The 19586-nt window shown below is 59.1% G+C and carries 16 protein-coding genes and 1 pseudogene; 11 read left to right on the forward strand and 6 right to left on the reverse strand.

The genetic code is table 11. The annotated features are described in order from the left end of the window. Nucleotides 1–7 precede the first annotated feature (7 nt). From glyS to ACRQ1B_RS22270, 4 genes are all read left to right on the forward strand, one after another. Nucleotides 8–2374, forward strand: coding sequence for a glycine--tRNA ligase subunit beta (gene glyS / locus ACRQ1B_RS22255; RefSeq protein WP_432296286.1), 2367 nt, complete (start codon nucleotides 8–10; stop codon nucleotides 2372–2374). Nucleotides 2375–2559: 185 nt separating this feature from the next. Further along, nucleotides 2560–2811, forward strand: coding sequence for a type II toxin-antitoxin system ParD family antitoxin (locus ACRQ1B_RS22260; protein WP_432296287.1), 252 nt, complete (start codon nucleotides 2560–2562; stop codon nucleotides 2809–2811). After that, nucleotides 2804–3109, forward strand: coding sequence for a type II toxin-antitoxin system RelE/ParE family toxin (locus ACRQ1B_RS22265; RefSeq protein WP_432296288.1), 306 nt, complete (start codon nucleotides 2804–2806; stop codon nucleotides 3107–3109). Before ACRQ1B_RS22260 ends, ACRQ1B_RS22265 begins: the two co-directional genes overlap by 8 nt. Beyond that, nucleotides 3106–3597 (forward strand): 2-thiouracil desulfurase family protein, encoded by a 492-nt coding sequence (locus ACRQ1B_RS22270; protein WP_432296289.1) that lies wholly within the window; start codon nucleotides 3106–3108, stop codon nucleotides 3595–3597. Before ACRQ1B_RS22265 ends, ACRQ1B_RS22270 begins: the two co-directional genes overlap by 4 nt. A gap of 79 nt (nucleotides 3598–3676) precedes the next feature. On the opposite strand, the gene ACRQ1B_RS22275 is transcribed toward ACRQ1B_RS22270, so the two are convergent. From ACRQ1B_RS22275 to ACRQ1B_RS22290, 4 genes are all read right to left on the reverse strand, one after another. Further along, a complete protein-coding gene (locus tag ACRQ1B_RS22275; protein WP_432296290.1) occupies nucleotides 3677–5509 on the reverse strand; it encodes a methyl-accepting chemotaxis protein in 1833 nt (610 codons plus the stop codon). A gap of 380 nt (nucleotides 5510–5889) precedes the next feature. Continuing rightward, nucleotides 5890–6399 carry a plant virulence effector HPE1-like domain-containing protein gene (locus ACRQ1B_RS22280; RefSeq protein WP_432296291.1) on the reverse strand — a complete coding sequence of 170 codons (510 nt, stop codon included), beginning with the start codon at nucleotides 6397–6399 and terminating at the stop codon, nucleotides 5890–5892. 153 nt (nucleotides 6400–6552) lie between these two features. Beyond that, nucleotides 6553–7824, reverse strand: coding sequence for a phosphoribosylamine--glycine ligase (gene purD / locus ACRQ1B_RS22285; RefSeq protein WP_432296292.1), 1272 nt, complete (start codon nucleotides 7822–7824; stop codon nucleotides 6553–6555). Between the two features lie 185 nt (nucleotides 7825–8009). After that, nucleotides 8010–8207 carry a hypothetical protein gene (locus ACRQ1B_RS22290; RefSeq protein ID WP_432296293.1) on the reverse strand — a complete coding sequence of 66 codons (198 nt, stop codon included), beginning with the start codon at nucleotides 8205–8207 and terminating at the stop codon, nucleotides 8010–8012. 241 nt (nucleotides 8208–8448) lie between these two features. Here ACRQ1B_RS22290 and ACRQ1B_RS22295 point away from each other — a divergent pair, with 241 nt between their 5' ends. After that, entirely contained in the window at nucleotides 8449–10749 is a 2301-nt protein-coding gene (locus ACRQ1B_RS22295; protein WP_432296294.1) for a Tex family protein, read from the forward strand. A 99-nt stretch (nucleotides 10750–10848) separates the two neighbouring features. Here the strand turns inward: ACRQ1B_RS22295 and ACRQ1B_RS22300 are convergent, their stop codons facing one another. After that, complete coding sequence (locus tag ACRQ1B_RS22300) at nucleotides 10849–11832, reverse strand: hypothetical protein (protein WP_432296295.1); 984 nt, start codon at nucleotides 11830–11832, stop codon at nucleotides 10849–10851. Between the two features lie 56 nt (nucleotides 11833–11888). Here ACRQ1B_RS22300 and ACRQ1B_RS22305 point away from each other — a divergent pair, with 56 nt between their 5' ends. The 3 genes from ACRQ1B_RS22305 to ubiA all read left to right on the forward strand — a co-directional run bounded on the left by ACRQ1B_RS22305 (nucleotide 11889) and on the right by ubiA (nucleotide 15519). Then, complete coding sequence (locus tag ACRQ1B_RS22305; protein ID WP_432296296.1) at nucleotides 11889–13145, forward strand: cyclopropane fatty acid synthase; 1257 nt, start codon at nucleotides 11889–11891, stop codon at nucleotides 13143–13145. A gap of 538 nt (nucleotides 13146–13683) precedes the next feature. Beyond that, entirely contained in the window at nucleotides 13684–14472 is a 789-nt protein-coding gene (locus ACRQ1B_RS22310; RefSeq protein WP_432296297.1) for an AraC family transcriptional regulator, read from the forward strand. A 90-nt stretch (nucleotides 14473–14562) separates the two neighbouring features. Next, nucleotides 14563–15519 (forward strand): 4-hydroxybenzoate octaprenyltransferase, encoded by a 957-nt coding sequence (gene ubiA, locus ACRQ1B_RS22315; RefSeq protein WP_432296298.1) that lies wholly within the window; start codon nucleotides 14563–14565, stop codon nucleotides 15517–15519. An 87-nt stretch (nucleotides 15520–15606) separates the two neighbouring features. Here ubiA and ACRQ1B_RS22320 read toward each other — a convergent pair whose 3' ends face one another. Beyond that, complete coding sequence (locus ACRQ1B_RS22320) at nucleotides 15607–16173, reverse strand: DUF6101 family protein (protein ID WP_306836177.1); 567 nt, start codon at nucleotides 16171–16173, stop codon at nucleotides 15607–15609. Nucleotides 16174–16513: 340 nt separating this feature from the next. On the opposite strand from ACRQ1B_RS22320, the gene ACRQ1B_RS22325 reads away from it, so the two are divergent. The 3 genes and pseudogenes from ACRQ1B_RS22325 (at nucleotide 16514) to ACRQ1B_RS22335 (ending at nucleotide 19583) form a co-directional block, all read left to right on the forward strand. Continuing rightward, entirely contained in the window at nucleotides 16514–18883 is a 2370-nt protein-coding gene (locus ACRQ1B_RS22325; RefSeq protein WP_432296299.1) for a DUF1217 domain-containing protein, read from the forward strand. 102 nt (nucleotides 18884–18985) lie between these two features. After that, nucleotides 18986–19284: pseudogene (locus ACRQ1B_RS22330) on the forward strand (type II toxin-antitoxin system RelE/ParE family toxin). Then, a complete protein-coding gene (locus tag ACRQ1B_RS22335) occupies nucleotides 19284–19583 on the forward strand; it encodes an addiction module antidote protein (RefSeq protein ID WP_432296552.1) in 300 nt (99 codons plus the stop codon). The pseudogene ACRQ1B_RS22330 and the gene ACRQ1B_RS22335 overlap by 1 nt, the downstream one beginning before the upstream one ends. The last annotated feature ends 3 nt before the right edge of the window (nucleotides 19584–19586 follow it).

Below are 19586 nucleotides of genomic sequence, written 5' to 3' on the forward strand. Positions count from 1 at the left end.
CATCACCATGCCCGATCTCCTGCTCGAACTTCGCTCGGAAGAAATCCCCGCACGTATGCAGCGTAAAGCGGCGGGCGATCTGAAAAAGCTCGTCACCGACGCGCTGGTGGATGCGGGTCTCACCTATGAAGGTGCGCGCGAATACTGGACGCCGCGTCGCCTGACGCTGGATATCCGTGGCCTCACCGCCCGTTCCGCCGATCAGCGCGAGGAGATCAAGGGTCCTTCGACCAAGGCACCGGAACAGGCGATCGCCGGTTTTCTGCGCAAGGCAGGCCTGTCGGATGTGTCCGAGGCACAGATCGTGTCCGATCCGAAAAAGGGCGATTTTTACGTCGCTGTCGTTTCAAAACCCGGCCGTGCGGCGGAAGAGATCATTTCCGACGTGATGCCCGGCATCATCCGCACCTTCCCGTGGCCGAAATCGATGCGCTCCGGTTACGCTTCCATGCCCAAGGGCATGGTCTATGGCGGCATCGACGGCAAGGGGTCTGAAAGCCTGCGCTGGGTGCGCCCGCTGCAATCCATCGTCTGCCTCTTTGGCCCCGAGCATGACGAAACCCAGGTCATTCCGTTCGAGATCGACGGCATCGTTGCCGGCAACGTCACCTACGGCCACCGTTTTCACGCACCGGAAGCCATCACCGTGCGCCGGTTCGACGATTACGTCTCGAGCCTGGAAAAGGCTCACGTCATGCTCGATGCCGACCGTCGCAAGGACATGATCCTGCACGACGCCCGCGACATCGCTTTCGCCAACGGACTTGAACTTGTCGAGGACGAAGGCCTGCTGGAAGAAGTGTCGGGTCTCGTCGAGTGGCCGCATGTACTGATGGGCACGTTTGAGGAGGATTACCTCCAGATCCCGGCGGAAATCATCCGCCTGACCATCAAGACCAACCAGAAGTGCTTTGTCACGCGTCGCCAAGGTGCCGAAGAGGGTCTTTCGAACCGCTTCATCCTGATTTCCAACATCGACGCCAAGGATGGCGGCAAGGAAATCATGCACGGCAATGGCAAGGTCGTGCGCGCGCGCCTGTCCGACGCCAAACATTTCTGGACGCGCGACCAGGGCGACCTGCCGGATCTCGAGACGCTGAAGGCATCGGCCGAAAAGTTCGGCCTCGATCTGAAAAAGCCGCTCGACCAGCGCATGGCCAAACTCGATGCGCTGAACGTCACCTTCCACGCCAAGCTGGGCACGCAGGGCGAACGTGTTGCCCGTATCCGCGAACTGGCGAAACAGCTCGCGCCGATCACCGGTGCCGATGCCGCGCTGGTGGATCGCGCCGTGGTTCTGGCAAAAGCCGACCTGCGCACCGAAGCCGTCGGCGAATTCCCCGAACTTCAGGGTCTGATGGGTCGCCGTTACGCGCTGCTGCAGGGCGAGGATGCCTCCGTTGCCGCCGCGATCGAAGACCACTGGAAGCCGAACGGCCCGTCCGACCGTCTGCCGGAAGACAAGGTTGGCCTGACGGTGGCGCTGGCCGACAAGCTGGACACGCTGACCGGCTTCTGGGCCATCGACGAAAAGCCGACCGGCTCGAAGGATCCCTATGCGCTGCGCCGCGCGGCGCTGGGCGTGGTGCGCATCATTCTGGAGCGGAAGGTAAGGTTGCCGCTCAGCCAAGCAATTCGAATTCCTATGGTCTTGACCATGATGGATGTCGAAAGCAGAGCTCGCGAGGTGCGGTTTCCTGTTCAGAAGTATTTTGACATCGCTTATTCAGAAAAAGGCGATTGGACAGATGCTAAGCGTGGTGAAGAGGTCTCGAGAATATATGGCGAGTATCTTAAGTTTACCGATGTTCCTGATGATGGTGGTGAGTTTCTGAGAAATGTAAAGGAGCGACCTGCCGATCTCCTCTCCTTCTTCCACGACCGCCTGAAAGTGTATCTGCGCGATATGGGTGCCCGCCACGACATCATCGATGCCGTGCTGACGCCTGAAGCCGACGATCTTCTGCTCGTCGCCCGCCGCGCCGAGGCGCTAACCGCGTTCGTGACGTCGGAAGACGGCAAGAACCTGCTGGCCGGCACCAAGCGCGCCACCCAGCTTCTCGCCGCCGAAGAAAAGAAGGGCACCGTGGTTGCGACAAGCGTGTCGGAAACGCTGCTGACGCTCGATGCCGAAAAGGCGCTCTGGGCGGCCATCACCGGCGCTTCGAAGGAAGCTTCCGAAGCCGTCGCCAGGGAAGACTTTATCGCCGCCATGGAAGCGCTCTCCAAGCTGCGCGCGCCAGTGGATAAATTCTTCGAGGATGTTCTGGTCAATGACGAGGACAACGCCATCCGCGCCAACCGCCTGGCTCTGCTGAAAGCCATCCGCGAGGCGACCGGCACGGTTGCGGATTTCTCCAAAATTAGTGGGTGAGGCGCGAGGCGCCTCCCTCTCGACGTCATCCTAGGGCTTGTTCCTAGGATCTGACCACGCCCGCAAAATGAGCCGCAGCAGATGCTCGGGACAGGCCCGAGCATGACGGTGGTGTGCAGAATGCCCGCCTGACAGCGTCTCCGGCACGTGTTAATCTACCGCCGCACCCAAGCCCCGGAGCCGTCATGAACAAGCCTGTGCAAGTGACTGTCAGTGAACATGCCGCAAGCTTTGTCGCGCGCGAACTGGAAAGCGGACGCTTCGGCACTGCTGATGAAGTCGTGGAAGCCGGTCTCAGAATGCTTGAGGAAGAGCAGGCACAGGTCGAGCGGCTGCGCGAATTGTTGATCGAGGGAGAAAACAGCGGAGAGACTGTTCCTTTCGATCCCGAAGCGCTTATGGCTTCCGTCCGCGCGTCTTGGCAACGCCGTGGCTAATGTCCGGCTCCGCCCTAGTGCCGAAAGAGACTTTGTCGAAATTGGCGACTATACGCGCGAAAAATGGTCGGAACAGCAAGCGCAGATTTACCTTCAAACGCTCCTGCAGACCATAAGACGGATCGGTGAGCACCCCTTGTCTGGAAGACCACTCGGCGGTGTTCGTACTGATTATCGCAGTCGGCGGTCAGGATCGCATTTGATATTCTATATCGTCAAAGCAGATGGCTCCGTTGAAGTCGTGCGCATTCTCCACGAAAAGGTGGATATCCGCCGCCACCTCCAAGACCCAAAATGACTCGCTCCAAAATCCTAGTCAGTGCCTGCCTGCTCGGCCATGCCGTTCGTTATGACGGCAAGGGAAAGCCGCTTGCGCATCCGCTTCTGGAGCAGTGGAGACAAGAGGGCAGGGTGGTGACCATCTGCCCGGAAATGGCGGCCGGCATGCCGGTGCCGCGGCCACCGGCGGAAATCGAAAACGGTTTGACCGGAGAGGATGTGCTGGCCGGTCGCGCAAGGGTGATGGAAATCACCGGTGGCGATGTCACCGCCGAATTTATTGCCGGCGCTGAAAAGGCCGTCGCCTTTGCCAAGGCCAACGACTGCGCCCACGTGCTTTTGATCGATGGCAGCCCATCCTGTGGTTCCGGCTTCATCTACGACGGTTCGTTTGCGGGCAAAAAGCTCGCCGGCAATGGCGTCACCGCCGCATTGATGGCGCGCGCCGGCATCGCGGTCTATTCCGATCGCCAGATCGAGGAACTGGGCGCAGCGCTCGGCACCTGAAACGAGAAAACCGCCAGCACCTTTCGGCACTGACGGCTTTCCCACCCCGCGTCCCCCGCGTAGCTCGTAATAAGGCGGTTTAGCTCGCCCTGCGCATCTGGCCGGCCATGTGGCGTAGGTCTGCACCAGCGCCGGCATTGCCCACCTTGAAGCCTCGGATCAGGCCCAGCAGCTCGTCGGTATCGGCCGCCAGTGTTTCCGCCGATGCCGTCGTTTCCTCGGCCATGGCGGCATTGCGCTGCGTCGCTGCATCCAGCTGGTTGAGCGAGGAGGTGATCGAACGCAGCGTCGTGTCCTGTTCGGCCGCCGAATGGGCGATCTTGCTGACTTCGTCGCTTGCCGCCTTCACCTGATCGGAAATCCGCTTGAGCGCCTCGCCGGCTTCACCCACAAGGCGAACGCCGTTCTGCACCTGGCCGGAGGAGCGGGAAATCTGGTCCTTGATTTCCTTGGCGGCGGCGGCGGAGCGTTGTGCCAGTTCGCGCACTTCCTGTGCGACGACGGCAAAACCCTTGCCGCTTTCGCCGGCACGTGCTGCCTCGACACCGGCATTGAGCGCCAGAAGGTTGGTCTGGAAGGCGATTTCGTCGATGACGGAAATGATCTTGGTGATCTCGTCGGAAGACTGTTCGATGCCGCTCATCGCGTCGATCGCCTGCGCCACGACTGCATCGCTGCGGGTCGCTTCACTGCTGACCGAGGTGACACGCTGCGAGGCTTCCTTGGCACCCGATGCGGTCTGGCGAACGGCAACGGCCAGTTCGTCCAGCGCCGCAGAGGTTTCCTCGAGATTTGCCGCCTGCCGCTCGGTGCGCTGCGACAGTTCGTTGGAGGCGCGGCGGATTTCTTCCTTGGAGCCGCCGATATCGACGCCCTTGGCATTGACCTTGGCCATGGCAGCTTCGAGATGCGTGAGTGCCTCGTTGAAATTGTCGCGCAGGTCGGCGTAACGCGAGCCGAGATCGCCGCAACGAACGGTCAGGTCACCCTGAGCGAGTGCCGCGAGCGAGGTGCCGATGGTGGAAACGACACGGGCCTGAAGCTCCGCTTCCGAGCGCTGGTTGTCGAGGTTTTGCTGGCGTTCGCCGTCAAGTTCCTCCTGTTGGCGCTGCTGGCGTTCTTCCATGGCGTGGCGCTCGCGCACCTTTTGCTGCAGCGCCTGCGTGGCGCGGGCCATAAGGCCCACTTCGTTCTTCATGCCCGTATGCGGGATGGCAAGATCGACATTTTCGTCGGCAACGGCGTTCAGCGCCGAGCGGATATCACCAAGCGGGCTGGAAATGTTGCGGATGACGACGAAAGCCAGCAGCGAGCCGAGCACGAGAATGACGGCGCCGATGCCGACCGCCTTGTAGGTCTCGCCACGGATCTGCGCTTCCAGATCGTCTACGTAAACCCCGGTTACAAGAACCAGCTGCCACGGCTCGAAGGACAGTGCATAGGAGCTCTTGCGGAAACCGTCGCCCTGTTGGCCGGGTTTTGGGCCAAGGAAATCGGCGGTGCCGCCGCCATTGCGGCCGATCTTCACCAGTTCGTCGCGATACATGAAACCGGTCACATCAGGCTTGCCCTTGAAATTCTGGCCCAGACGTTTTGGGTCCGGATGCAGGCGCATGGTGATGTCGTAGTCATAGGCGTAGAGATAACCGTCCGGCTGGAAGGTCATGGAGGCGATGGCGGCAAAAGCCTGTTTCTGGGCTTCCTCGCGGCTCATCTCGCCCTTGGCCTCACGGGCCTGGAAGGACTTCATGATGCCGATGCCCGATTCCACCTGCGTGCGCAGCATGGCGTAGCGCTCGGCATAGATGGCCTGGGTTGAAGCCTGGAGAATGAAATAGGTGCCGACGGCAAATCCGACCATCAGGGTCAGGACAAGCAGCACGAGCTGATGGGAAATCTTCAGGTTCTTCATGGAGCCCTCGAGGATCGGGCCACAACGGATGCAGCCTCGACACGTTTCTGTATCGGTAAGAAAAGCGCATCCTGCGCCGGGATTATGCTGCATCGCACACCCCTGCATTTATACGGGATAATTAAATAAATATTTAATTACGATTCCTGCTCGCGTAATGATGGGTCGCGACAGGAATAAAATCAAAAAAATCAATCAAGATATGCGGAGAGCCGAGTATTTTTGTGGAGATGATCTTGAGTAATAGGTTTTTATCTGGATTTTTACTCGATTTGATCGCTTGGTAATTTCATGGGTGACGTACTGAACCGGAAAAGAAAGAGGCGCCACCATCGGTGACGCCTTTTCTGAATGGATACGAACCACTCTAGTCTTCTGGATCATTCGCCGCGCAATTCAAAACCCTTGAAATCGTCCGGTTGGGCGATGGTCTCTCCGGCTCGCTCGCCGGGCTGCTCGCCAACGGCGGCGGTGGTAGCGTCGGCATCGACGCCATCGGGCGCCGACAGCGGTATGATCCGCGCCGTATTGACCGGGCCGCTGCGCATCGGTTGCGTCGCGTCTGCCTTCTGCTCCGGCGTCGTCATCCAGCCCGGCACGTTGGTGATGAAGGTGACCGGCGAGCCACCCCACCATTCTTCCGTGCGCACCAGCTTCTCCTGGCCGTCGATATTGCGGATTTCGGTTTTCTGGATGTCTGAGCCAAGCGACGGCACGTGGTAGACGCCGGGACCATCCACCGGCTTCACGGGCGCGCTTTGGTCGCAGACCGAGCACAGATGTTCGACGATGCTGGTCGTGCGGCCGGTCTCCACCAGTTTGCTGATGGAGGACGCGAATGCCGGGCTGCCGATCGAAAGGATCGCCGCAGTCAGAACAAGATGACGCATGACAAGTCTCCGCTTTGCTGCCGCGCATTCGCGGCCGGACGCAATTTTGCTGTCCGCAAGCTTAAACCCGGTTTCCTTGCCATCCGGTCACGAGACTTGGTAAATTTTGAACGAATATCGAGATGGGACAGTCTGTTAAGACTTGCAGCAGGATCAGCCCTGTTCGCGCGCCACCGCCCGCCAGCCGATGTCGCGGCGGCAGAAGCCGTTTTCCCACTCCACGCCTTCCACAAGCGCATAGGCGCGCGCCTGCGCCTCGGCCACGCTGCCGCCCGTCGCCGTTACGTTCAGCACGCGGCCGCCGGTCGCGACAAGCTGGCCGTCCTTCAGCGCCGTGCCGGCGTGAAAGACCTTTTCGCCATCGACCGTGTGCGGCAGGGCCGCGATCGGCGTGTTTTTGTCGTAAGCACCGGGATAACCCTTGGAGGCCATCACCACGGTCAGCGCCTCATCGTCGCTCCATTCGGCGGAAACCTGATCCAGCGTGCCGGTGGAGGCGGCGTAAAGCAGATCGAGAAGATCGCTTTTCAGCCGCATCAGCAGGACCTGGGTTTCCGGGTCGCCGAAGCGCACATTGTATTCGATCAGCTCCGGGCCCTTCTGAGTAATCATCAGGCCGGCAAAAAACACGCCGGTAAACGGATAACCGCTTTCCGCCATGCCGCGAATGGTCGGCTCGATGATTTCCTTCATGGTGCGTTCCACCATGTCGGGCGTCATCACCGGAGCAGGGGAATATGCGCCCATGCCGCCCGTGTTCGGGCCGGTATCGGCATCGCCGACGCGCTTGTGGTCCTGCGCCGTTGCCAGCGCCAGGGCTGTCTTGCCGTCGGACAGGCAGAAGAAGCTCACTTCCTCGCCGTCGAGATAGGCCTCGACAACCACTTCCGCGCCGGCGGCACCGAATGCGCCGTCAAAACAGTCGGTGATGGCGGCCAGCGCTTCCTCGATGGTCATGGCAACGGTCACGCCCTTGCCGGCGGCAAGTCCGTCGGCCTTCACCACGATCGGCGCGCCCTGTTCGATCACATAGGCCTTGGCCGCCTCACCATCGGTGAAGCGTTTGTAGGCGCCGGTCGGAATGTCGTAGCGGGCGCAGATATCCTTGGTAAAACCCTTGGAGCCTTCCAGCTGGGCAGCCGCCATGGACGGGCCGAAAACGACAAAACCTTCGGCGCGCAGGAAATCGGCGATGCCGGCCACGAGTGGGCCTTCCGGACCGACGACGACAAAATCGATCGCCTTCGACTTGCAGAAGTCGAGAATGGCGGCGTGGTCATCGACGCCGATATCAACCAGCGTGGCGCTGTCGGCCATGCCGGGATTGCCCGGTGCAACGAAAAGTTGGGTGAGGCGGGGCGACTGGGCCAGTTTCCAGGCCAGCGCATGTTCGCGGCCACCGGAACCGATCAGGAGAACTTTCATATTCCGCCTCTTCTTTTCGTCAGAGTTTTAGCCCAGAAATGTAGCTAAGGGGCGGTTAATTCGGGGGGCGGGAAAGGTCAAGAGCCAGTTAACTCACGGGGGCAAACTTGCCACCTTACCCTCAGATTTCGCCCCCCTGGAATTCTTGGGGAATCCCCGGCCGTGGGGCGGCCGGAGAGGCGTCATTATGGCGCAAACGGGTCGGTCCTTATCCTGAGTGTCGCTTCGAAAATCCGTCGATTTCGATAGGTCAGGAAGGGAACGGGTTCGCAGTTGATTTTTGCTAAGTGCAACTTATTGTTGAGGTAATGGATAACTGCCTCCAGTTCCTCTGTGCCGACGGCGTCGTCGGCTGCAAGAATCCTGGCAACCTTCTTTGGCATGAACATCTCCACTGGTCATGTCGCATCATGCGACAGGGAGGAAGTATAGGAAGGCGCCCCAATATGAGAACCTGTCATTTAGCATGGCTGCCAATATGGTTAGGATACGGTAACGCTTTGTGCCGGAACGGAGCAGACGGGCGGTAAAGCTGTGGACCCCCTTTTTGCTGCCCCACCACGGCGTTGTCATGCCACAAAGTTCGACTATGGTCGCCGCTCCGAATTCCAAACCGAGAACACCATGGCCGCTGATATCCGTTCCCTTGCCGTCACCATCGCCGCAGAAATCAGCGCAAGACCGGATCAGGCCGTCGCCGCAATCGGGCTTCTGGATGAAGGTGCGACGGTGCCCTTCATCGCCCGTTACCGCAAGGAGGTGACCGGCGGCCTCGATGATACGCAGCTGCGCAACCTCGCCGAACGCCTTGTTTACCTGCGTGAACTGGAAGCGCGCCGCACCTCGATCGTCGACAGCATCAACACCCAAGGCAAGATGACCGACGAACTGGCGGTCAAACTCGCCAAGGCCGTCACCAAGGCGGAGCTGGAAGATCTTTATCTTCCCTACAAGCCCAAGCGTCGCACCCGCGCCGAAATCGCCCGCGAACGGGGCCTCGGGCCATTGGCTGAAGCGATCTGGGCTGACCGTACAGCCGACCCTGCCAAGCTTGCCGAAGCCTATATCACCGGCGAAGTGACTGACCTGAAGGTGGCGCTGGAAGGTGCCCGCGATATCGTTGCCGAAACCATTTCGGAAAATGCCGAGCTTCTGGGAAAACTTCGCAATCACATGCGCGACGGTGCGCAGCTGAAGGCGCGCGTCGTTGATGGCAAGCAGGAGGCCGGCGCAAAATTTGCCGATTATTTCGAGCATACCGAACGCTGGGCCACCGCCCCCGGCCACCGTGCGCTCGCCATGCTGCGCGGCTGGAACGAGGAGTTTCTGACGCTCACCATCGAGGTCGATGCCGACGATACCTCGCCGGTCAAACCCGCCCAGCGCATCATCGCCAATGCCTTCGATATCCGCGACAAGGGGGCAGCCGACCGCTGGCTGATGGAGGTTGCCGGCTGGACATGGCGTGTAAAACTCTCCATGTCGCTGTCGCTGGACCTGATGCGCGAGATGCGTGAACGCGCCGAAGAAGAGGCGATCCACGTTTTCGCCCGTAATCTCAAGGATTTGCTGCTGGCAGCCCCCGCCGGTGCCCGCGCGACCATGGGTCTCGATCCGGGCATCCGCACCGGTGTGAAGGTGGCGATTGTGGATGCCACCGGCAAGCTCATCGATACGTCCACCGTCTACCCGTTCCAGCCACGCAATGATGTGCGCGGCGCGCAGACGGAACTGGCAGCGCTCATCCGCAAGCACAATGTCGAGCTGATCTCGATCGGTAACGGCACCGGCAGCCGCGAAACGGAAAAGCTGGTGGCCGACCTGCTGACCAATCTTCCGGGCACCAAACCCACCAAGGTCATCGTCTCGGAGGCCGGCGCGTCGGTCTATTCGGCCTCGGAAACAGCAGCCCTCGAATTCCCCGGCCTCGACGTGTCGCTGCGCGGCGCGGTGTCCATCGCCCGCCGCCTGCAGGATCCGCTGGCGGAACTGGTGAAAATTGAACCGAAGGCCATCGGCGTCGGCCAGTACCAGCACGATGTCGATCAGGGCAAGCTTGCCCGCTCGCTCGATGCCGTGGTCGAAGACGCGGTGAATGCCGTCGGCGTCGATCTCAACATGGCATCCGCCCCGCTGCTTGCCCGCGTTTCGGGCCTCAGCAAATCCATCGCCGAAGCCATCGTGTCCCACCGTGATGCCAATGGCGCTTTTGCCAGCCGCAAGGATCTTCTGAAGGTCGCGCGTCTCGGCAACCGCACGTTCGAACAGGCCGCCGGCTTCCTGCGCATTCCGAACGGAAAGGAGCCGCTCGACGCCTCGTCCGTTCACCCGGAAGCCTATGGCGTGGCGAAAAAGATCGTTGCCGCCTGCGGTCGCGACCTGCGCTCGTTGATGGGCGACAGCGCCGCGTTAAAGGCGGTCGATCCGCGCCAGTTCATCGACGAACAGTTCGGTCTGCCGACCGTCAAGGACATCATCTCCGAGCTTGAAAAGCCGGGCCGCGACCCGCGCCCCAGCTTCAAGACCGCAACCTTTGCCGAAGGTGTCGATGAAATCACTGACCTCAAGATCGGCATGCTTCTGGAAGGCACCGTCACCAACGTCGCCGCCTTCGGTGCCTTTGTGGATGTCGGCGTGCATCAGGACGGTCTCGTCCACGTCTCGCAACTCGCGGACAAGTTCGTCAAGGATCCGCATGAAGTTGTGAAGGCCGGTGATGTCGTGAAAGTCCGCGTCGTCGAGGTGGATGTGAAGCGCAAGCGCATCGCGCTCACCATGCGCAAGGATGGTGGCGACACACCGCCGCCACGCGGACCGGGCGGCGACCGCGGAAAGCCGGTGAACCAGAAGTTCATGAAGACCGAAAAACCGTCGAGCCAGGGCGCTTTTGGCGCGGCGCTGGCGGAAGCGATGAAGAAGCGGTGATGGGCGAACTGGATTGCGGGATTGAGGCGTAAGGCTCGATCCCGTGTGTCCCCTGCCACGTGTCTCTGATGTCAGAAACGGCGCATTTTTCGATCAGCATTATAGGCTGTCGAGATATTTCGAACGTTCGACATCGTTCCGGGCAAGTTTTTCATATTGTTTTTGAATCTCGGCATATCTCGGATCGTTCTTCATGCCTTCGAAATCGATGGTCGGCTGAGCGGCTTCCACCAGTCGTTCGTAAACCGATTGTGTGATGGCGGTGCCTGCGACAACAACCTCGCCACCAAGCATTTCGCTAATCTTCTCGGAAAGATACTTGGCGAGCGCCGGTCCTTCGAGGCCATTCGTCTCTTCGGACAGCTTCGCAAGACGTTTGGCCAAGCCATCGTTCATTGTTCCCACGCACCCTTGATTGTCGATCGTGACAACGACCTTCCCGCCAATCGTGATATTCGCATAGGGCTTGATCCGCGGGTCGTTCGGGTCGTCGGGACGATGGGTGTAATCATGCTCCAGCGCGCGGGTCCGCATCTCGAGAAAACCGCGCTGGGTTTCCTGATATTCGGCATAATCCTCACTGGAGAGTCTTTCCCAAAGCGGCTTTGCAACCGCAAGCTCTGCGCCCGCACGCCAGGTCAGGCCGGTTAAACGCCTCTGAAAATCCGCATTCGGTGTTTCGAGTGCCGTATCAGTGTCATCTCCCGATGGCTCCCCGGTGGCCGTACCTGCTTGCGTTCCAGGGATTTCTGACGCGAATGCGCTTGATGAACCGGTCTCGCCAGCGCTGCCAAAAATGCTTGTCACGCTATAGCGTGACGTGTCGCTGTAGTGCGTCGAAGCTCCAGAAATGGCCATAGGTGATCTCCTTGAGATTCCAGCCGGCAATGTCGTCTGCAATTCTTGCGCGAAACTTTTGCGAAGTGCATGGCGCATTCCATCTCTCTCGATAAACGCCAAACAAATCGGGTTCGAGAAGTGATTATCCCGGAAAACAGGCGTTTTTATCCTGCGCCGCCGGGTCTCCAGCCCGGCGGATTGTTTTTTGTCGCCTACCCGTTTTGCGTGCTTTTCAAGCGTCAATCACAGGACTAAATTCCAATATAGTAAGGCAGGCTTAGTATGTTGGAGTTACGTCCTTGGCATCCTCTCTTCACACCCTTTTCAGCAAGATCATCAGGCATGGAACACTCACTGTTCGCGGTCAGAATGGTGAGCAGAGTTATGGTGGAGGAGGGGGGAGAAGCGTCGCCATCCGCTTCACAGATGAAGCGGCCGAGCGCGAACTGGTTGCCGATCCGCAGCTCAAGCTGGGCGAGCTTTACATGGATGGGCGCCTGCTGGTCGAGCAGGGCGACATCTACGAATTTCTGGCGCTGATCAAGGACAATACCCTCAAGGAAGGTCTGACCTTCGAGATCCTCATGCGCGGCATCGGCCGTATCATCGCCTCGCAATTCCGCAATCGCTTGCCGGTCAATCATAACCAGCGCAACGTCGCCCATCATTACGATCTCGATGAAAAGCTGTTTTCGCTGTTTCTGGACGAGGACTGGCAATATTCCTGCGCCTATTTCAATCCGCCCGGAATTTCGCTGGATGAGGCGCAGATCGCCAAGAAACGCCATATCGTCGCGAAACTTCTCGCTGAACCCGGCCAGCGCGCGCTGGAAATCGGCTCCGGCTGGGGCGGCATGGCCATGTATCTGTCGGAATCCTCCGGCGTCGATGTCACCGGCATCACGCTGAGCAAGGAACAGCTGAAGATTTCGCGCGAACGGGCCGCCAAACGCGGCATGGCCACCAGCGTGCGTTTCGAACTGCAGGACTATTATCACCTGCCGCCGACCAAAAGTTATGACCGCATCGTTTCGGTCGGCATGTTCGAACATGTGGGGCGGCTGAATTACCGAAAATTCTTCAGCAAGGTGAGCGACACCCTGCATGAGGATGGCGTCATGGTTCTGCACTCGATCGGCCAGCCCTACCCAGCGCTCTACAACAATCCCTGGATTGAAAAATACATTTTTCCGGGCGGTTATATTCCCTCGATCGCCGAGGTAATGCCTGCCATCGAAAAGGCCGGGCTGCTGGTCTCGGATATCGAAATCCTGCCGCTGCATTATGCCTATACGCTGCGCCATTGGCGCCAAAGGTTCATGGCCAACAGGGAAAAGGCGGCAGCACTTTACGACGAACGTTTCGTGCGCATGTGGGAGTTTTATCTCGCCGGCTCCGAAATGGCTTTCACCCACGAAAGCTTCTTCATTTTCCAGATGCAGATCGTCAAGAAACGCACCTCCGTGCCGGACAATCGCGATTACATCTACGAGAAGGAAGCGGAATTGCGGGCGTTCGAGCAGCGAAGGCTGCCGCTCGAAAAGATCGCCGGGTGATCCGCCGAGATTGAGGGGCGGTATTTTGCCAGACTGGACGCTCCGGCCGGGGCTACATGGATACACAAAATGGCATCCGTCTCGCCAAGATGCTCATGCGCCCACAGATGACATCATAGGCAATGGATTGAAATCGGGCTGTTGATTCTGACGCCGCGGTGTTCTCCGGCCCGCGACAATCGCAAACGACACCCGGCTCACCTCATCCTGCAGCGATGCCTCATTACTGCCAGAACCTTTTCGCACATTCGCGCGCAACGTCCTCACTGCAGAGGCCCAGATCACGAATGCGTTCGTTATCCAGTTCGGCCAGTGCGCTACGTTGTCGCGAGCGCTCGATGCAGAGAAGTATCCAATGCAATACCGAGTGCGCGTCCTTGAGACGTCGAGAGAATTTTTTCGAAGATGATGCGGTGTAATCGCGCAGTATGGTGTGAGCCATGGCGGTCCCTAACAGACGTGTCATATGATCAGGCGTTCTTTGCTTGACGATCTGCCTATTGCGCATGGCCCGCCACCGCTGGTAGGCTGAAACATTATGCAAGTGGGCCAATCACAAGAGAAAGTTTTTCCCCTCTCCGACAGGGACGTCGACCGTCCTGTCCTCATTCTTGGGATTGATTACCCTGACGGGTATGTGGCGGAACCCCACCGTCACCGACGCGCGCAATTCCTGTATGGCTCATCCGGCGTCGTCCTGGTGTCCACGTCCGATGGCTCCTGGATCATGCCACCCCAGCGCGGCCTATGGATTCCTGCAGGAACGGAGCATAGCGTCAGGATGCTCGGCAGCGTTGCTATGTGCAGTCTCTATATCGATGAGGCGGCTTTTCCCGGTGGGTTTCAACGTTGCGAAGTGGTTGGCGTATCGGACCTGCTTCGCAGCCTCCTGATGGCCGCGCCCGGTATCGCGCTGGAGTATAACCCGGATGGGCGCGATGGTGCTCTCGTGAACCTGCTGCTTCATGAGTTGCGGGAGCTTGCGCCTCTGCCGCTCTCTCTGCCGTTTCCCCGGCATCCGCGTCTCGCCGTAAAGTGCCGGGAGTTTCTCGAAAGACCGTCACCTCACGATTCGATCGACACGTGGAGCGACGAACTCGGAATGACCCGGCGCACATTCACGCGGTTATTCAAGCGCGAGACCGGATGCAGCTTCGTCGAATGGCGGCAGAAGGCATGCCTGATATCGGCGCTTCCGCAGCTAGCCGACGGACATAGCGTTACCAGCATCGCCCTGAATCTTGGCTACGAAAACCCGGCTTCGTTCACATCGATGTTCAAGCGGCTCTTGGGTTCAGCGCCAACAGAGTATCGTTCGCAGCGATAGGTCGACGTCAGCGATGCCATCCAATTCATCAAACAGTTCACCAGCCCCGTTCCGCTTGACCAAATCCTCCCCGCGGGGCAGAAACCGGGCATGACAAACGCCCCCGATGATACCGGCCGCGTGGCCGATGCCCCTTCCGACAACTGGGTCTACCACGTGTTGCCGCGTGCCGCATGGCCCTATGCCCAGCTTGCCCGTTGGGACCGGCCGATCGGCTGGCAGCTACTGATGTGGCCGTGTTTCTGGTCGGTGGGCCTTGCCGCCAACCACGATGCTGCCGATGGCCGGTTTTCGCTCGGCTGGGTGTTGATCTATCTTTTCCTGTTTTTCGTCGGCTCCGTTGCCATGCGCGGTGCCGGCTGCACCTATAACGATCTGATCGATCACGATATCGATATGGAAGTGGCGCGCACCCGCTCGCGGCCGCTGCCATCGGGCCGTGTTAGCCGCACCGAGGCAAAACTGTTTCTCGGCGCGCAGGCTCTCGTCGGCCTCTGGGTGCTGTTGCAGTTCAACCTGTTTTCGATTGCCCTGGGGATCCTGTCACTGGTGGTGGTGGCGATCTATCCCTTTGCCAAGCGCTTTACGGATTGGCCGCAATTCTTCCTCGGCCTCGCATTCTCCTGGGGCGCGCTGATGGGCTGGTCGGCGCTTTTTGCCGAAGTCTCGTGGGCGTCGTTTTTCCTTTATGTCGCCGCTGTCCTGTGGACCATCGGTTACGACACGATCTACGCCCATCAGGACAAGGAGGATGATGCTCTGGTGGGCGTTCGTTCGACCGCGCGCCTGTTTGCCGAAAATACCAAGGCCTGGCTGATCGGTCTTTACGGGCTGGCGCTTTTGTTCCTGATCTTTGCCTTCTGTGCGGCCGGTGTCGGTGTCCTCGGTTATCTCGGCCTTGCCGTGGCGGCCGTCATGTTTGCCTGGCAGATCCTCATTCTCGAGATCGATAATCCCGATCATTGCCTGCGGCTGTTCAAGTCAAACGGCCGGGTCGGCGGCGTCATCTTCATCGCGCTGATGGCATCAGTGGCATCGTTCACCTGACATTTTTGCCCATCGGAAAATGAAAGGCCCGGATCGATCAATCCGGGCCTTTGTCATTCGAAACGGGCTGGTGAAAGCGGCCGGCCGTTAACGGCGGGCGATGATTTCCTTGCCTTCGATCTTCATCGCCACGCCAAGGCTGCCGGTCGAGCGGCGCACGAGGAAACGCGGGCGACGGGCTGCGAAGTAGGAGTGGCGGCGGCGTTGTGTCGGCGCGCTCTGGCGCACTTCGCCAAGATGGTTTTCAAGCGGACGGGCAACGCCATCGGCTTCCACCATCAGCATCGGGATATGGAAGGCTTCCGACCACGAGCGCCAGTCGGCCGCGATGTCGCACAGGTCGTGCGCCACCAGAAGCGGCACACAGAGATCGGCGTCTTCGTGATGCAGTTCGAGCGTTACCGTCACTTCACCGTCACCATGGTCAATGGCGCGGGCTGCAACGCCCTTGAAGGCGCGCGCCGGCAGGGCAAAGGACATCGGCAGGCCGCTCTGTGGCAGAATCTTGCGCAGAACCGCGCCCCGCTCATCGATCGTGATGGAAACATCGCCGTCGGCGCCGCGCAGGCTGTAGCTGATCTGCTGGAGAATACGTGCGGGGTCGAGCCGCAGAGCTGATCCGGCCCAAACGGGCTTCAGAACGGTTTGTGTCATCTAATGCACCCTTGTTTTACCTGAGAGCCGTTGCCGACGTCTCACCGGGACTTTTGTCCTCTGATGGCTCCAACATAGGCGGGCCCTTTCCAAAACCGCTTAAAAATCGCGGTTAAGAAATTCCTGCCGGTTCAAATGGTTAGCAAAACCGAATCTGTTACGGTTTCGGATTTATGAACGTCGCGGTTTGTGTGCGGGCCTGAAACGAGGCGTCACAAGGCGGCACAGGGCAAGGCTGAGACAAGGCCCAGATGAGAGAATTACGAAAGGAATTCCTTAAGCGGACCTGTGTATAAAGTCACACGAACGGCACCGCGAAGGCAGGTAAGAGGGCATCCGCATGGTATCGACATATCTGAGCTACGATCTGGTCAATCGCGACCTCTCGGCCAGCCTCAAGCGCGTGTCGAACCAGTCCGCCGTCAAGCGCGAAGCGGACTATTACGAAGCCAATATCGGCAAGGTCAAAACCGTCGACGAATTCATGGACGATTACAGGCTCTATGCCTACGCCATGAAAGCCTACGGCCTGGAAGACATGACCTATGCCAAGGCCTTCATGAAGAAGATCCTCGACAGCGACCTTTCCGACGACGAAAGTTTTGCCAACAAGCTTGCCGACGATCGTTACCGCGATTTCGCCAACGCGTTCAACTTTTCCACCGCCGAGGCCAAGGCGCAATCGGCGGCACAGATCGAAGGTTTTACCGACCTCTACGGCACGACGATGGAGGAAAAGGACGCCAGCGTCACCACCGAGACGACCTATTTCAACACGATGATGGACCAGGTCGGCAGCGCCGACGTGCTGCTCAGCAACGAGCGGCTGCGATCCTACCTCCTGACATCCTACGGGTTGGACGAAAAATATTACTCCCGCGCCACCGTCAAGGGCGTGCTGTCCAGCGATACCAGCGACCCGGACAGCTATATCAACACCACGCTCGGCCCGCAGCGTGACGATCTGACGGCCAAGAAGGCGGATGCTCAGACGCGTCTTGCCGCGGCAACCACGGCGGCGGACAAGGCCAGGATTCAGACCGAAATCAACGGTTACCAGGCTTCGCTCGACACGATCCAGAAATATTTCGACATGGCCGACACGTTCAATTTTACCCCCGACGGCACCATGCCGGCGGAGGGCGCCCAGACGGCGGAGCAGAAGGCGACGATCAACAGCCTGTATCTGAGCAATCAGGAGCGCCTGTCTTCGGCCACCGCATTGGCCGAGCGCGACTATTTCGACGGCAAAATGGCGACGGTCGACAATGTCAACGACATCCTGGTCGATACACGTCTCTACAACTATATCCGCACGGCCTTCCAGATGACGGGCGTCACCGTCGTGCGCGCCACCATCGAACAGATCCTCACCAGCGATCTCAACGATCCGGGCAGCTATGCCAATATCTACGGCAAGAACAATCCGAAATATCTCGAACTGGCGAAGTCGTTCAATTTTAACACAGACGGTACGGTCGCGGCAGGCAATGCCCAGACCAGCGCGCAGGCGGCGTCTGTCGCCAACCTTTATTTCAGCCACTACAACGACGATCAGGACACGGCCGACGAAAAGGCGATCAACCTTTACAAGACCGCGATCACCGAAGTGAAGTCCGTCGATGAATTTCTGGCGAAATCGGATGTCTACAGTTTTGCACTGAAGGCCGTCGGGCTCGATCCCGATACGGTATCGAAGTCCACCATCAAGCAGGTTCTGACAAGCGACCTGACGAACTCCAAGAGTTATGCCTACAAGCTGAACGACGAGCGTTACCTGACGCTGGCGCGCGCATTCAACTTCACCACTGAAGGCGGCATCACCACCGCGCTGTCCGCGCAGACCGAAGGTACCATCAAGTCTGTCGCCTCGGACTATATCGTCAAGGTGACCCGCTTCATCGACAACGAAAAGCGGATCGGCACCAAGGAAACGGAGGATTCCAGCGGCAAGAAGGTGCGGGAAAACATCACCGCCCAGAGCAAGGCCAAGGAAGAAGCCTCCGTCGAGACGAAGTATTACTCCGAAAAGATGCTCGGCCTCAAAACCGCATCCGAATTCATCAATGACGATCGTCTCGTCAAGGTCCTGCTGACGGCCTATGACATCGACCCGGCGTCGGTGGACCAGGATTTCCTCAAGCAGGTTTTTGCCTCCGATCTCGACGATCCGAAGAGTTTCGTCAACCAGCAGACGAATCCGGTCTGGGCGGAAATTCTCGGCACGTTCAACTTCGATACCAAGGGCAATCTCGCCAAGCGTGATGATGGTGCGGCGGTCCAGACGCAGGGCAAGATTCTCGCGACCGAAAACCTCTACAACCGCCAGACGCTGGAACAGGAACAGGGCGAAAGCAACAACGGCGTGCGTCTCGCGCTCTATTTCGAGCGCATGGCCAAGAGCATTACCAGCGCCTACGACATCCTTGGCGATACCGCACTTCTGGAATTTTTCCGCACCAGTTTTTCGCTGCCGGAAGAGTTTTCCAACATGGATCTCGACAAGCAGGCCGCGCTCGTGAAGAAATACATGAACCTCGAGGATCTGACCGATCCGGAAAAGGTTCAGAAGATGATCAACAAGTTCACGGCCTTGTATGATCTTGAAAACGACAATTCGTCCTCTTCGGCGCTCAGCATCCTGACGGGCGATGCCGGCGTCACCGGCATCAGCGCCGACCTTCTGACCGCCATCAGCCAGTATCGGTGATCGGGCGGTTACTGCACGGCCGCTCCCTGAAATTTCATGATTGTAGCCGGTTCGACGCCGCACCAATGAGTAGGATGTTGTCCTCTATGGATTACATCCTATATGATGCAAGCGGTTAAGACAGACGAGTATCGGAGCTGGCTCAAGGCTCTTGCCGACGCTCGTGCGAAAGCGCGCATTTCCATACGGGTTGATCGCCTCATTGCCGGCAATCCGGGTGATGTGCGGCCGGTGGGTGAAGGCGTCAGCGAGATGCGGGTCGATTATGGTCCAGGCACCGTGTCTATTACATACGGCGCGGAGCAGCTCTCATCCTTCTTCTGTGTGGTGGCGATAAAAGCACGCAGAGGATGGATATCCGGACGGCCAAACGGCTGGCGCGGGAATGGAAGGAAGAATGATGGCCCTGAAAACCACGCCCTACGACAGCGCTGAATTCCTTGATAGCGACGACGCCATCGAGGAATATGTCGCGGCGGCTTTCGAGACGGAAGATCCAGCTTTCATCGCGCAATGCCTCGGCACCGTTGCCCGGGCGCGCAACATGAGCCAGCTGTCCCGTGACACCGGCATGAGCAGGCCTGCGCTCTACAGGGCGCTCAGCGGTGAGGGCAATCCCGAATTCGCAACCATCATGAAGGTGCTTCAGGCACTCGGCATCAAATTGACGCCAAAGACATCATCCCTGAACCTGTCGTAGCAG

The sequence above is a fragment of the Endobacterium panacihumi genome (genome assembly GCF_050847465.1).
GTDB lineage: Bacteria > Pseudomonadota > Alphaproteobacteria > Rhizobiales > Rhizobiaceae > Neorhizobium > Neorhizobium panacihumi.